Annotated in this window: 13 protein-coding genes; 2 read left to right on the plus strand and 11 right to left on the minus strand. The window is 60.5% G+C overall.

Annotation, left to right across the window (positions count from 1 at the left end; translation table 11 throughout):
* Nucleotides 1-24 precede the first annotated feature (24 nt).
* The 3 genes from AAEZ05_RS24240 to AAEZ05_RS24250 form a co-directional block, all read right to left on the minus strand.
* Nucleotides 25-753, minus strand: a complete 729-nt coding sequence (locus AAEZ05_RS24240; protein ID WP_350601271.1) for an amidotransferase — start codon at nucleotides 751-753, stop codon at nucleotides 25-27.
* Between the two features lie 93 nt (nucleotides 754-846).
* Nucleotides 847-2991, minus strand: a complete 2145-nt coding sequence (locus AAEZ05_RS24245; RefSeq protein WP_350649226.1) for a 3-hydroxyacyl-CoA dehydrogenase NAD-binding domain-containing protein — start codon at nucleotides 2989-2991, stop codon at nucleotides 847-849.
* A 24-nt stretch (nucleotides 2992-3015) separates the two neighbouring features.
* Nucleotides 3016-4221, minus strand: a complete 1206-nt coding sequence (locus tag AAEZ05_RS24250) for an acetyl-CoA C-acetyltransferase (protein WP_350649228.1) — start codon at nucleotides 4219-4221, stop codon at nucleotides 3016-3018.
* Nucleotides 4222-4796: 575 nt separating this feature from the next.
* Between AAEZ05_RS24250 and AAEZ05_RS24255 the strand changes: the two genes are divergently transcribed.
* On the plus strand, nucleotides 4797-5618 hold the full coding sequence (locus AAEZ05_RS24255; RefSeq protein ID WP_205892519.1) for a c-type cytochrome: 822 nt from the start codon (nucleotides 4797-4799) through the stop codon (nucleotides 5616-5618).
* Between the two features lie 127 nt (nucleotides 5619-5745).
* Here AAEZ05_RS24255 and AAEZ05_RS24260 read toward each other — a convergent pair whose 3' ends face one another.
* The 8 genes from AAEZ05_RS24260 to AAEZ05_RS24295 form a co-directional block, all read right to left on the minus strand.
* Nucleotides 5746-6555, minus strand: coding sequence for a transglutaminase family protein (locus AAEZ05_RS24260; RefSeq protein ID WP_045058967.1), 810 nt, complete (start codon nucleotides 6553-6555; stop codon nucleotides 5746-5748).
* Nucleotides 6552-7502, minus strand: coding sequence for an alpha-E domain-containing protein (locus AAEZ05_RS24265; protein ID WP_045058966.1), 951 nt, complete (start codon nucleotides 7500-7502; stop codon nucleotides 6552-6554). Before AAEZ05_RS24265 ends, AAEZ05_RS24260 begins: the two co-directional genes overlap by 4 nt.
* A 12-nt stretch (nucleotides 7503-7514) precedes the next feature.
* Nucleotides 7515-8924, minus strand: a complete 1410-nt coding sequence (locus AAEZ05_RS24270; protein ID WP_350649231.1) for a circularly permuted type 2 ATP-grasp protein — start codon at nucleotides 8922-8924, stop codon at nucleotides 7515-7517.
* A 484-nt stretch (nucleotides 8925-9408) separates the two neighbouring features.
* Complete coding sequence (locus tag AAEZ05_RS24275) at nucleotides 9409-9750, minus strand: ribonuclease E inhibitor RraB (protein ID WP_045058964.1); 342 nt, start codon at nucleotides 9748-9750, stop codon at nucleotides 9409-9411.
* 214 nt (nucleotides 9751-9964) lie between these two features.
* Nucleotides 9965-10198: a hypothetical protein gene (locus tag AAEZ05_RS24280; protein ID WP_045058993.1), complete on the minus strand. Its 234-nt coding sequence runs from the start codon at nucleotides 10196-10198 to the stop codon at nucleotides 9965-9967.
* Between the two features lie 218 nt (nucleotides 10199-10416).
* On the minus strand, nucleotides 10417-11292 hold the full coding sequence (gene speE / locus AAEZ05_RS24285) for a polyamine aminopropyltransferase (RefSeq protein ID WP_045058963.1): 876 nt from the start codon (nucleotides 11290-11292) through the stop codon (nucleotides 10417-10419).
* 267 nt (nucleotides 11293-11559) lie between these two features.
* Nucleotides 11560-11751, minus strand: a complete 192-nt coding sequence (locus tag AAEZ05_RS24290; protein WP_028622263.1) for a PLDc N-terminal domain-containing protein — start codon at nucleotides 11749-11751, stop codon at nucleotides 11560-11562.
* A gap of 70 nt (nucleotides 11752-11821) precedes the next feature.
* A complete protein-coding gene (locus AAEZ05_RS24295; RefSeq protein WP_045058962.1) occupies nucleotides 11822-12352 on the minus strand; it encodes a hypothetical protein in 531 nt (176 codons plus the stop codon).
* Between the two features lie 175 nt (nucleotides 12353-12527).
* On the opposite strand from AAEZ05_RS24295, the gene AAEZ05_RS24300 reads away from it, so the two are divergent.
* Nucleotides 12528-14009 carry a methyl-accepting chemotaxis protein gene (locus AAEZ05_RS24300; protein ID WP_350601282.1) on the plus strand — a complete coding sequence of 494 codons (1482 nt, stop codon included), beginning with the start codon at nucleotides 12528-12530 and terminating at the stop codon, nucleotides 14007-14009.
* Nucleotides 14010-14097: the final 88 nt, after the last annotated feature.

The following is a 14097-nucleotide window of genomic DNA, read 5'->3' on the forward strand; positions in this document are numbered from 1 at the left end:
AAGCCTTGCTCCCAGAGCTTTCGGCTAGACCGCTTTGAGCTCTGGCTTGTGCGCCACGAACCGCATCATCCATTCGGCCACGGTCGCGCCGTGGTGCTGATGGTCCAGGCTGGCCACGCCCTTCTGGTAAATCTGCTCACCCAGGGCCTGCTGGCGGATCTCCAGCAGCGCTCGCGAGTAGTCGTGGATGAACTCTGGATGCCCCTGGAAGCACAGCACCTGATCGTTGATGTGATACGCGGCAAACGGGCAGAAATCGCTGGAGGCGATGACTGTGGCGTTTTCCGGTAGCGCGGTGACCTGGTCCTGGTGGCTGATCAGCAACGTCAGCTCTTCCACGACCGGGCTCATCCACGGCGCCTTGGCCGCGAGCTTGTAGTTGTGGGTGCCGACACCCCATCCTTGAGAGGCGCGCTCGCTCTTGCCGCCCAGCAGCAGCGCCAGCAACTGATGACCGAAACACACGCCGAGCAACTTGTCGCCGCGCTCGTAGCGCTTGAGCAGATAAGCCCGGAGGGTTTCTATCCAAGGGTCGGTGCCAAAGGAATCGGCCTTGCTACCGGTGACCAAATAAGCATCGAACACCTGCTCATCGTCGGGATACTCGCCCTGCATCACGTTGTACACCGTGAACTCGGCGGCAATTGGCTGCTGCGTGAACAGACGCTGGAACATCTGCCCGTAACCCTGATATTGATCGACCAGTTCCGGACGCAGGATGTCGGTTTCCAGAATGCAGATGCGTAACGACATAAAAAATACCTGACACGTGATGGGAATAATGCACACCCAGAGCCTGCCTCGAAACACCGTGACAAGGCAAGCCCCACAGGCATCATCGGTCCCCTAAAACGTCTCCCCCCGGGCCGCTTTTTCCAGCAGCAGTGCCGGCGGCGTGAATCGCTCGCCATATTGCTCGGCCAGGTACTGCGCGCGAGCGACGAAGTCTTGCACGCCGTACTGGTTGATGAACTGCAACGCGCCGCCGGTCCAGGCCGCAAAGCCGATGCCGAAAATCGAGCCGATGTTGGCATCCGCCGTCGAAGTCAGCACGCCCTCCTCCAGGCACCGCACGGTTTCGATGGCCTGCACGAACAGCAGGCGGTCGCGCACGTCCTTGGGCGAGATCTGCCCGTCGGCCGTTTCGAAGCGTGTTTTCAGTTCCGGCCACAGGTACTTCTGGCCACCACTTGGGTATTGATAGAACCCGCCGCCTGCGGCCTTGCCAGGACGCTTGTACTCGTTGAGCAACAGATCGATCACCGCAAAGGCTGGATGCTCGATCAGCGGTTTGCCCTCCGCCTGCAAGTCCTTGGCGGTTTGCTGGCGGATGTGGCTCATGAGGCTCAGGGAAACCTCGTCGGAAATCGCCAGCGGTCCAATCGGCATGCCCGCCTTGCGCGCCTCGGTTTCGATCATCGCCGCGCTGACGCCTTCGCCGAGCATGGCAATGCCTTCGTTGGTGAAAGTGCCAAACACCCGCGAGGTGAAGAATCCACGGCTGTCGTTGACGACGATCGGGGTTTTCTTGATTTGCAGGACGAAATCAAAACCCCGGGCCAGGGTTTCATCGCTGGTGCGCGAGCCTCTGATGATCTCCACCAGGGGCATTTTTTCCACCGGGCTGAAAAAATGCAGGCCGATGAACCGGGTCTGGTCGGGCACGGCGGTAGCGAGGCCGCTGATCGGCAAGGTGGACGTGTTGGAGGCAATCACCGCCTGGGCACCGACGACTTTCTGCGCGGCCGAGGACACTTTGGCTTTGAGCTCCCGATCCTCGTACACCGCTTCGATGATCAGGTCGCAGCCGGCCAGGTCAGCATCATTTTCGCTCGGTAGAATCCGCGCCAGAATCGCTTCGCGCTGCTCGGATGACAGCTGCCCGCGAGCGACTTTTTTATCCAGCAGTGTCGCCGAGTGGGCCTTGCCCTTCTCTGCTGCGGCCAGGCTGATGTCCTTGAGCACTACCTCGATACCCGCCGAGGCGCTGACGAAGGCAATGCCCGCGCCCATCATCCCGGCACCCAGCACGCCGACCTTGTGCGTGCTGAACGGGGCATGCCCCTGGGGCCTGGAGCCGCCGGCGTTGATTTCATTGAGCTGAAACCAGAAGGTGCCGATCAGGTTTTTCGACACCTGGCCGGTGGTCAACTCGGTAAAATAGCGGGTCTCTATCAGGTGGGCTGTGTCGAAATCAACCTGGGCCCCTTCCACCGCCGCACAGAGGATTTTTTCCGGTGCGGGCATGCAGCCCTGGGTTTTGCTGCGCAGGATCGATGGCGCGATCGCCAGCATCTGCGCGACCTTGGGGTGCGATGGCGTGCCGCCGGGAATCTGGTAGCCCTTCACATCCCATGGCTGCACGGCAGCCGGATTGGCCAGGATCCAGGCCCGGGCCTTGCTCAGCAACTCTTGCGGGTCCTGCGCCAGCTCGTCGATCAAACCGGCCTGCAGGGCCTGTTGAGGCCGCACCTTCTTGCCCTCCAGCAGATACGGCAAGGCTTTCTCGATCCCCAGCAGGCGCACCATGCGCACGACCCCGCCGCCGCCCGGCAGCAGGCCCAGGGTGACCTCCGGCAGGCCAAGCTGCACCGAGGAATGATCCAGCGCCACGCGGTGATGGCACGCCAGGCAGATTTCCCAGCCGCCGCCGAGCGCTGCGCCATTGATCGCGGCGACCACGGGTTTGCCGAGCGTTTCCAGGGCGCGCAGCTGGGCCTTGAGGGTCAATACCATGTCGTAGAAGGCTTTGGCCTCGGGCTTGCCGACCTTGATCAGTTCATTGAGATCGCCGCCGGCAAAGAAAGTCTTTTTCGCCGAGGTGATGATCACGCCGGCTATCGACGCTTTCTCTTCGACCAGGCGCTTCACGCAGTCCGCCATGGCGTCGCGGTACACAGCGTTCATGGTGTTGGCGCTCTGGCCCGGCATATCAATGGTCAGGACGACGATCTGGTCCTGGCCCTTTTCGTAACGGATGGCTTCGGTCATGACGATGTTCCTTGAAGTCGGGGCTCAGAGGCGTTCGATGATCGTGGCGATGCCCATGCCGCCGCCGACACACAGGGTCGCGAGGCCGTAGCGCAACTGGCGGGCTTCCAGTTCGTCGAGCAAGGTGCCAAGGATTGCGCAGCCGGTGGCGCCCAATGGGTGCCCCATGGCGATGGAGCCGCCGTTGACGTTGACCTTGTCCGGGTCGATGGCCATGTCTTTGATGAACTTCAGCACCACCGAGGCGAAGGCCTCGTTGACCTCGAACAGATCGATATCCTCGACCCGTAAACCGGCCTTCGCCAGGGCCTTGCGCGTGGCCGGGGCGGGCCCCGTGAGCATGATGGTCGGGTCAGTGCTGGTCACCGCCGCGGCAACGATCCGCGCCCGAGGTTGCAAGCCCAGCGCACGGCCCTTGGCCTCTGAGCCAATCAGCATCAGCGCTGCACCATCGACGATGCCGGAGCTGTTGCCGGGGGTGTGGACGTGGTTGATGCGCTCCACATGGCTGTAGACCCGCAGTGCAGTGGCGTCGAAGCCCAACTGGCCGATCATTTCGAAGCTCGGCTTGAGCTTGCCCAACCCTTCGAGAGTCGAATCGGCGCGAATGAATTCATCATGATCGAGCAGGACGATGCCGTTCTGATCCTGCACCGGCACCAGGGATTTACTGAACGAGCCATCGCCCCGAGCCCGCGCTGCCTTTTGCTGGGAGTGCAGCGCGTAGGCGTCGATCTGTTCACGACTGAAGCCTTCCAGTGTGGCAATCAGATCGGCGCCCACACCTTGCGGGGTAAAATGGGTATGCAGGTTGGTTTGCGGGTCCAGGGCCCACGCCCCGCCGTCGCTGCCCATGGGCACCCGGGACATGGATTCGACGCCGCCGACCACCACCAAGTCTTCAAAACCGGAACGCACTTTCATCGCCCCGAGATTCACCGCCTCGAGTCCCGAGGCGCAGAACCGGTTGATCTGCACGCCCGCCACGCTGATATCCCAATCCGCCACCAGCGTCGCCGTCTTGGCGATATCGCAGCCTTGATCACCGATGGGCGTCACGCACCCAAGCACCACGTCGTCGACCTGGCTGGTGTCCAGGGACATGCGCCGTTGCAGCGCGGTCATCAGGCCGGCGACCAGATTAATCGGCTTGACGCTGTGCAAGGCGCCATCAGCCTTGCCTTTGCCCCGGGGCGTGCGTAACGCGTCGAAAATCAAAGCTTGGGTCATGACGTCCTCGATTTCTTGTTCTTTTAGAAGCTTCACCTTATGCCCTGCGCCCTCAGATTCAATGACCACAACGCTCAGCACCATTGACGCACACGCTCAGACGAACGGTAGCGTGCTACGGGATTAACCGTTTCAGGTCGGCGAGAGGTCTAGCAAACGGGCGGCAAAGAAGCTGGCAATAGGCCTCATGCTATTTTCATAGCCTATGGATATCTCCCCATATGAAATGGATCTAAGCCAAGAGTGACGCGGGCCCTAAGGTAATCATGTACGAAGTTGTCGTCGGGTTTTGCCGAGGCGCTCGTCGGACAGGAAGTGCAACGCTCTGCCGTCATGGAGATATGCAGGCAGGCATCAGGAAATAACAATAAAGGCGGTCAAGCCATGTTCAAACAATCGAAAGTACGTCAAGCCGGGCTCATTCTTTTCGCCACCACGCTGTTGTTGATTTTGCCGAACCTGACCAAGGTCATCGGCTGATTTAAGCGCCTTTTGTTATCGCCGCCGTAGAAATGTGACTGGCCCGCTACCCGGGCCGGCGTGGGTGTGCCAACCTTTGCGGCACTCTCCACGACATGGACGGCGATCATTTGAAAACGCTCATTCTGCTCGGGGCCTTGCTGCTCAGTACGCCCCTTTCTGCCGCACAGCTGGATCTTCAGCTGGGCGAGAACTCGCGCACCTGGCAAACCGCCGAGCTGCTCAAGCATCCGCAGGTGCAGACCATCACCATCAGCAACGATGTGTCTTACAAGCGCGAGATGACCTACCGTGCCGTGCCCATCGCTGCGTTGCTGACCGGGATCAAGCCAGACGACCATCTGCAGGCAGTGGCGCTGGACGGATTTGCCGCAGAGCTCTCAGCCGCGCCCCTGCTCAATGCCCAGGGCGCCAGAGCCTGGCTGGCGATCGAGGATCCGGCCCGGCCATGGCCCGCCCTGTCTGCGGGCAAGCACAGCGCGGGGCCGTTTTATCTGGTCTGGACCGATCCCCAGGCAGGCAACATCAGCCCGGAGCAGTGGCCGTTCGAAGTCGCGAGCATCCGGCAACTGGCACCGGTGGCCCAGCGCTTCCCTGCTCTGCTGCCGGATCCGGCGTTGAAGGCCGACGATCCGGTGAACCTGGGATTTGCGCTGTTCCAGAAGAATTGCCTGGCGTGCCATCGGTTGAACGGCGCGGGGGATGCGCAGTTCGGACCGGATCTAAACATTCCGTTTAATCCCACCGAGTACTTCGGCGCTGATTTCCTCAAGCGCTACATTCGAGATCCGCAGAGCCTGCGGCAGTGGCCGCAGGCGAAGATGCCCGGGTTCAGTGCGCAGGTGCTGCCGGATCAGGATCTGGAGAGGCTGGTGGGGTATTTGAAGCATATGGCTGGGCGCAAGGTTCAGCCCTAGTTTTGTAGTGCCTGGGCTGACCTGATCGCGAGCAGGCTCGCTCCCACAGGGTTCTGCGGTGAATTTTGGATGGGGTTCACCGCTGGACAGTGTGGGAGCGAGCCTGCTCGCGATGTGGTCTCCCGGGTTACTGTTCCTGGACCGAAAACACCGGCAAAGGCGTCGGCGAGACGAACACTTTTGCGTGCATCTGTTCACAGCCGCCACCGCGGCGCATGCCGCGAACCGGGCAGGCGTCCAGGTAGTCCAGGCCCACGGCCAGTTTCAGGTGACGCTCGGGCCGGGCCAGTTCGTTGGTCACGTCGAAGCTGTACCAGGCGTCATCCAGCCATGCTTCGGCCCAGGCGTGGCTGGCCAAATGCTCGCTGTTCTCGCTGTACAAATAACCCGATACGTAACGCGCCGGAATCCCAAGGCTGCGGGCGCAGGCCAGGAAGGCGTGGGTGTGGTCCTGGCAAACCCCCGAGCGCCCGGCGAAGGACTGGGCCGCGCTGGTGTCGACCTCGGTCGAGCCCGGGGTGTAGGTCATGTGCGAGTTCAGGCCATGCATCAGGTCGATCAGCGCCGTGCGATCGCGGCGCTTCTTGCATTGCTTCTCCGCGAACGCGCGCAAGGCTTCATCCGGTTCGGTCAGGCGGGTGAACCGCAGGAACGGCAGCGCCGACTGGCTTTCATGCTCGGCTTCACGCAGCTCGTCGATGTCGACCTGACCACGAGCGCCGATGATGATGGCCTCGTGCGGTTCGTCCATGGTCAGCACATGCAGGATATTGCCAAACGGGTCGAGTTGCGCCCGCACCGGGCGCGGCAGGTCGAGCTGCCAGCTGAGCACATGCTGGCGCTCGCTGTCGTGGGGTGTCAGTCGCAGGTACTGGATGCTCGCCCGCACCTGATCTTCGTAGTGATAGGTGGTCTCGTGGCTAATGGAAAGTCTCATGCAGCCTCCAGGTAGGAACTGTGAATGGCGTTGCCCAGCTGGCGCACCAGCGGGATGAACTCGGTCAGCCAGGCATGCAGGCCCTCGTCGAGAATTTCGTTGATGCCGGTGTAGCGCAGGCGCGCGTCCATTTCTGCGGCCAGGCGTTGGGCCGGTCGGCCGTTGGCGCCTGGAAGCTGGGCGAGAATCTGGTCGATTTCTTCGGTACAGGCGCGCAGCGAACGCGGCACGTCGGCGCGCAACAGCAGCAATTCGGCAACATGGCGGGCGCCGGGAGCGTCGCGGTAGATCTCGGTGTAAGCCTCGAACGAAGACAGCGCGCGCAATAGCGCACTCCACTGGTAATAGGCATGTGCGGTGCCGTCGCTGACCGCTTCCGCCTGGTCACCGGCCATTTCGTAGCGCGCATCGAGCAGGCGCAGGGTGTTGTCGGCGCGCTCGATGAAAGTGCCCAGGCGAATGAAACGAAACGCATCGTTGCGCATGATGGTGCCGTAGGACGCGCCGCGAAACAGGTGGGAACGTTCCTTGATCCATTCGCAGAAGCGGCTCATGCCATAGCGGCTCAAGCCCTGGTCGGCGATACCGCGAATTTCCAGCCAGGTGGCATTGATGTTTTCCCACATGTCGGCGGTAATCCGCCCACGCACGGCATGGGCACTGGCCCGTGCAGAACCGAGACAACTGTAGATACTGGCCGGATTGGCCGCATCCAGGGCGAAGAAGTGCAGCAGGCGCTCGGCGTGCAGTTCGCCGTGGCGCTCAAGATAATCCTCAAGGGTGCCGGTGATCAGCAGCGGCATGGCCAGTTCGTGCAAGCCGTCGCCGCGGCCATCCTGTGGCATCAGCGATAGCGAATAACTGATGTCGAGCATCCGTGCGAGGTTTTCCGCCCGCTCCAGGTAACGCGACATCCAATACAGATCCGAGGCAGTTCTACTTAACATGGCAAGCTTCCTTCAATCCTCGACTACCCAGGTGTCCTTGGTTCCACCGCCCTGGGAGGAATTCACCACCAGGGAACCTTCGCGCAGCGCAACACGGGTCAGGCCACCGGGCACCACCCGGGTTTCACGGCCGGACAATACAAACGGACGCAGGTCGATATGCCGTGGCGCAATGCCGTTTTCGACGAAGGTCGGACAGGTCGACAGCGACAGGGTCGGCTGCGCGATATAGGCATGCGGCTTGGCCTTGATGCGCGCGCGGAATAACTCGATTTCCGCCGCCGTCGCGGCCGGCCCGACCAGCATTCCGTAGCCCCCCGAACCCTGGGTTTCCTTGACCACCAAGTCTGGAAGATTGGCCAGCACGTGGGAAAGTTCAGAAGGATTACGACACTGGAAGGTCGGAACGTTCTTCAGGATCGGTTCTTCATCCAGGTAAAAGCGGATCATGTCGGTAACAAACGGATACACCGATTTGTCATCCGCCACCCCGGTGCCGATGGCATTCGCCAGTACCACGTTGCCCGACCGGTAGGACGACAGCAGCCCTGGCACGCCGAGCATGGAGTCTGGATTGAACGCCAGCGGATCGAGGAACGCGTCGTCGAGTCGGCGATAGATCACATCGACCGCCTTCGGCCCGTCAGTCGTGCGCATAAAGACCATGTCGTCACGCACGAACAGGTCCGCGCCCTCGACCAGTTCAACGCCCATCTCCCGCGCCAGGAACGCATGTTCGAAAAACGCGCTGTTGAAGCGGCCCGGGGTCAGCACCACCACGCTGGGGTTGTCGATAGGACTTGAGCTTTTCAGGGTGTCGAGCAACAGGTTCGGGTAGTGGTCGATGGGGGCGATGCGCTGGGCCGAAAACAACTCGGGAAACAGGCGCATCATCATCTTCCGGTCTTCGAGCATGTAGCTGACGCCGCTGGGGGTGCGCAGATTGTCTTCGAGCACGTAGTAGGTGCCGTCACCGTCGCGCACCAGATCGACACCGGAGATGTGTGAGTAAATATCCCGGTGCAGGTCGAGCCCTTGCATCGCCAACTGGTACTGCTCGTTGGCCAGCACCTGCTCGGCCGGAATGATCCCGGCCTTGATGATGCGCTGCTCGTGGTAGAGGTCGGCGAGGAACATGTTCAACGCCTTGACCCGCTGGATACAACCGCGCTCGACCACCCGCCACTCGCTCGCGGGAATGCTGCGCGGGATGGTGTCGAACGGGATCAGGCGCTCTGTGCCCTGCTCGTCGCCGTAAAGCGTGAACGTAATACCGGCTCGATGAAACAGCAGATCGGCCTCGCGGCGCCGTTGGGCCAGCAATTCGTCAGGCGTCTCGGCCAGCCAACGGGCAAATTCCCGGTAATGCGGGCGGACCTGGCCGCCGGCATCGTACATCTCATCAAAATAGGTGCGGATCATGCCGTACTCCTTGTCACCCGGACATCTAGGCATCGCAAGGCCCGTGCCATCGGCATAAACGCTTTGATATCAATCAGTTGGATAAAAGCTGTAAAAACACCGCACCAATTGCGTGCGGCAAATGCCCCAACCTGATCGCCCCCGCTCCATTGCGAAGCAATGCTGTCGCTATCACCAGCATAGTCAGAGTTGATTTCACTGCCCGCCTGGCGATGGGGATAATTGGCTTATTCGCTGAAAAGCTCATCGAACTTCCCTTTTGGCCGCCTGTTTTGGGCGGTTTTTTTTTGCCTTTTTAAACGTTTTGGATCAAAAGCAGGATCAAAAGATCGCAGCCTGCGGCAGCTCCTACGGAGGGCGCATTCCAATATAGGAAGTGCCGAAGGCTCGGGCCGCGATTGGACGATCTTTTGATCATGCTTTTGAACGAAAAACGGCCAACCCTAAGGTCAGCCGTTGCTGGGTGTTGTTGCTGTTCATAATGTTATGCGAGTCGCCCTCGTACCTCCTGCTTCACGCCCCATCCTTCGATGATGCCGCCCAGAGGCTCTACCACTGCCTCGAATCCCTGTTCGAAATCGCCGATGTCATCGTAGGTGGCGTACATGACCTTGCTCAGTTCCAGCGCCCATGCGCCGTCGTCGCGCACACTGATCTGCGCGTTCAAGGACTCACCACGGTAATGACCTGCTGCCCTGCGGGCCCGCTCCTCGTCGGGGAAAATCGCGTAGAACTCGATGGGATGAAATTTTGAAAAATCGAAACCGCCTTCTTTCATGCGGCGCAACACGCTGCTGCTGATGTCTTCTTGATAGGCTGTGCTCATGAAACGTCCTCCTGAATCCGATGGATAGACTTTCCGTGCTCCCCGACGCCCCCAGCCGAATAGTGAGGACGAGCCGGTAACCAGGTCACCGATGGGAATCAAGCATGTAGCTGACAAGACCAGACCTTAGCGATCCAATCGCTGATCTCTTCTGCAGAGTAGCCCTTTGACCGAGCAGCTGCCAAGGCCTGGTTTAAATGTGACAGGAGTTGTATCAGACGGGAGTGATGCCGAGGATTTGTATGCTGTTCTGAGATTTAAGACTTTTGACGCTCGCGTCAGCGGTTCGCCCTTCCAGATCATTCAGATCCAGTTCTGCAGCGACAGGAAGCAGACGAGCCTTGATGAGCTTGGCGGCGTGCTCGTTGTCCGGGCACTCCTCGCACTCGAAGATTTCGTCGACTGTTTCACCGTGATCATCCACGAAAGTGATTTTCCACTTTTGCATCAGTGCCTCCTCGATAAAACCCGCAAGTGGGCTTACATCTATCTGGACTTTTGCACTGGGTGATCGTTCCCCCAGATTATTCACCGGTTGACACAAAAAAACGGTAGGAGCGAGCTTGCTCGCGATGGCTTTGAAGGCGCCACGTTTAATCTGGCAGCCCGCGTCATCGTTGACGTCCATCGCGAGCGAGCTCGCTCCTACAGTCAATGTGTGTGGCTTCAGTCGTTGCTTGGCTTGTTGATGGCCTGCAATACGTACTGCGGCAAGGCGAATGCGCCGATGTGGATTTCCGGGTTGTAGTAGCGGGTGATGATGCCGCTGCCGGCAAAGCGCTGCTGCAGGATTTCACGGGACAGTTTGCGATAGCGGGTGTCGGTCGCGCCCCAGGCAAAGGTCATAGAGCCGCCGATGTAGGTCGGTACGGCTGCCTGGTAGAAATGCCAGTCCGGGAACAGGCTGCGCAGGCGTCCGGCAGTGGTTTTGACTTCTTCGATCTGCATGAACGGCGTGCCGTTCTGCGTCACCAGGATGCCGCCTTCGTTCAGGCAGCGACGGCAAGCCTGGTAGAAGTTTTCCGAGAACAGCACTTCGCCCGGGCCGATCGGGTCGGTGGAGTCGGAGATGATCACGTCGAACTTTTCAGTGGTGGTCGCGACGAAACGCATACCGTCATCAATCACCAGGTTCAGGCGTGGATCGTCGAATGCGCCTTTGGAGTGGTTCGGCAGGAATTCCTTGCACATATCCACCACCGTGCCGTCGATCTCGACCATGGTGATGTGCTCGACGCCACGGTGCTTGGCCACTTCACGCAGCATGCCGCCGTCGCCGCCGCCGATAATCAGCACGCGCTTGGCAGTGCCGTGTGCCAGGATCGGCACGTGGGTGAGCATTTCGTGGTAGATGAATTCGTCGGCTTCGGTGGTCTGGATCACGCCGTCCAGCGCCATGACCCGGCCCATGCGCGGGTTTTCAAAAATCACCAGGTGCTGGTGTTCGGTGCGCACTTCGTGCAGCAGTTTTTCCATGCGAAAACGCTGGCCATAGCCTTCGTAGAGGGTTTCCAGGTATTCGCTGGTTGGGGTGGTGCTCATGGGAAGTGCTCCGATGAATGCGGTGGCAATGGACGGTTACCCGCCCATGATGGCCAATCGATTTGCTCGATTGCCCGGGAAAGGCGCGCATTCTACGACGCGGAAGATGACAGGTCGAACCTTCGTAATTTATGCCTATGTGCAAAACACTGTGGGAGCGAGCCTGCACGCGATGGCGTCTCCACATCCTGCATCAATGTGACAGACAGATTGCCATCGCGAGCAGGCTCGCTCCCACAGGGGAGATATGAAGATTTGACGACTGGATCAGATCCGCACATTACCCCGCGGACCGGCGATGGCCCAGATGATCAGGCCCAGGACCGGCAACAGCAGGATCAGCAGCACCCAGACGATCTTCATGCCGGTGGATGCGCCACTTTTCAGCACGTTGATGATGGCCCAGATGTCCAGGGCAAGAATAATCAGGCCAATCAGGCCGTTGAACGTGGAACCCATGGTGACGCTCCCTAAGAGTGGTTTGCCCTCTTAGGATAGCCGGCCAATGCCAGGGTTCCGTTTTATTGTATTAAACGTGGATGGCGACTTTCAGGGCTTCCAGGGATGGAGCGGCGGCGATACCGACCTCGGCGCACAATTCCAGCACCCGCGGCACGTCGTCGCCGTACACCAGCACCACCTGCAGTTCATCATCGAGCAACTGGCTGAAGTTCATGAGCGTGTAGCCGCCGTTTTCCTTGTTCATGCTGCCCATCTGCACCTGGATGCGATTGAGCGCCGTCAGGGCTTCGGTCTTGGCCAGTTGTTTGGGCTTGATGTTGAAGTCCACGCCCGGCCCGAACGAGGCGACGATCAGGGCGAACAGGTCCATGTAGTTATCGGCCTGGAACAGCACGGTTTCCGGCAGGCTGCCGACCACCACCCATTCGCCCAGCGGGATCGGGAAAGTGTCGTCGTAGTTGATGTCCGGATTCGCAGCCAGGAATGCCTGCGGGTCGGCGTAGGCCTGGGCCGCTTCGTCCGCCACCTTGAGGATTTCGTCAGCGCTCATGCACCCGGAGCTGATTTTGCTGATGAGTTCGACGAGTGCAGCTTTCATGGGACGCGATCCTGTAGCGAGAGAATTTTGAAGGCGCGCAGGATAGCGCATTACGCAGGCAATGGCTGTGTCCAGCCTGACCGGGAACCTTGATCCACATCAAGTCCCCACCGCCCGATCCCGGCACAATAATGGCACCTTGCCATAATTGTTTCCGCTATCAGAGAAGACCTCCATGGGTGCCTGGCTTAGCAACATCTCGTTGAAGTACAAATTCTGGGCGGTCAACGCCGTTGCCTTCGTCACGACCTTGTTGCTGGTGCTGTACGCCGTGCAACTCGAACAGCAGGTACGCGGTCACGCTGCCCAGGCGTCGGCGCAGGCCCAGGCGCGCCTCCTGAAAGCATGGCCGGACGGGCAACCGCTGCCGCAGGCCGACAACGTGCTGGCCTTCTCCAACGGGCAAGCGCCGATCATTGACGGACAACCGGTGCCGGCGCTGACCGGCGCCCGTGGCTGGGTCGAGGTCAATTCCCTGCCGCTGTTCGGCGATAATCCGTTGATGGGCGCTGAAGTCTTCAGTCGCCAGGATGGCCAGCAAGTCGCGATCATCGCCCATGGCCCGAGCCTGACCCAGGTGTTCGGCGAGCGCTTCGCCCACTACGCGGTGGCGGTGTTTATCTTGATGCTGGCCATGCTCGGCGCATCGCAATTGTTGATCCGCTTCCTGCTCAGCCAGCTCAACACGTTGAAAGACGTGATGCTGCACGTGGAAAAAACCGGCGACCTGTCAGCCCGCGTGCCCCTGGCCTGCACCGACGAGGTCGGGCAAATGGCCAATGCGTTTAACGCGATGCAGGCTGGTTATCAACGCGTGGTAAATACCGTGGCCAGCACCGCGCGGCAGCTGGATGACGGTGCAGCGCGGCTGGCCTCGAGCATGGACGAAGTGCGCCACGGCATGCTTGGCCAGCAAAGTGAAACCGACCAGGCCGCCACGGCGATCAACCAGATGACCGCGACGGTTTATCACATCGCCCAGCACGCCGGCGCGACCCGCGACCTGTCGCAAACCGCCGACACCCTGGCGGGCAGCGGGCAGGCAGTGGTCAGCCGCGTGCAGTTGTCGATTGCCGGGCTTTCGTCCGGTGTGCAGCAAACGGCCCAGATGATCCAGCGCCTGGCCGAAGACAGCCAGAAAATCAACAGCGTGGTCGGGGTGATTCACAGCATCGCCGAGCAGACTAACCTGCTGGCGCTGAACGCGGCCATCGAAGCGGCCCGGGCCGGAGAGATGGGCCGGGGTTTCGCGGTCGTCGCCGACGAGGTGCGCAACCTGGCCAAGCGCGTCCAGGCCTCCACCGACGAGATCACCCGCATGGTTTCGGCCCTGCAGGCGGGCACTCGCGATGCGGTGGATTTCATGCAGGAAAGTTCGTTCAAGGCCGACGACTGCGTACAGCAGGCGCAGGAAGCGGGCGCGGCGCTGGCGCAGATCACCAGTGCGGTGGCACAGATGCGCGATAGCAACACGCAGATCGCGGTGGCCGCCGAGCAGCAGAGCCAGGTAGCCGAAGAGATGAACCGGGCGGTGGTGAGCATTCGCGATGTGACCGAGAACACGGTGCAGCAGACGGTGAGTTCGGCGATGACCAGTAATGAGCTGGCGGCGTTGGCGGGGGAATTGAGCAAGGCGATTGGGCAGTTGAAACTCTGAGGGCATGATTGCCTGAACGCCGCCCGGAGCCAACCCGCTCCCGCAGGGATTTCAGGTGTTCAGACGCTATTTTTATCTCTAGGACACC

It is taken from the genome of Pseudomonas sp. HY13-MNA-CIBAN-0226 (genome assembly GCF_040310305.1).
Lineage (GTDB): Bacteria > Pseudomonadota > Gammaproteobacteria > Pseudomonadales > Pseudomonadaceae > Aquipseudomonas > Aquipseudomonas gregormendelii.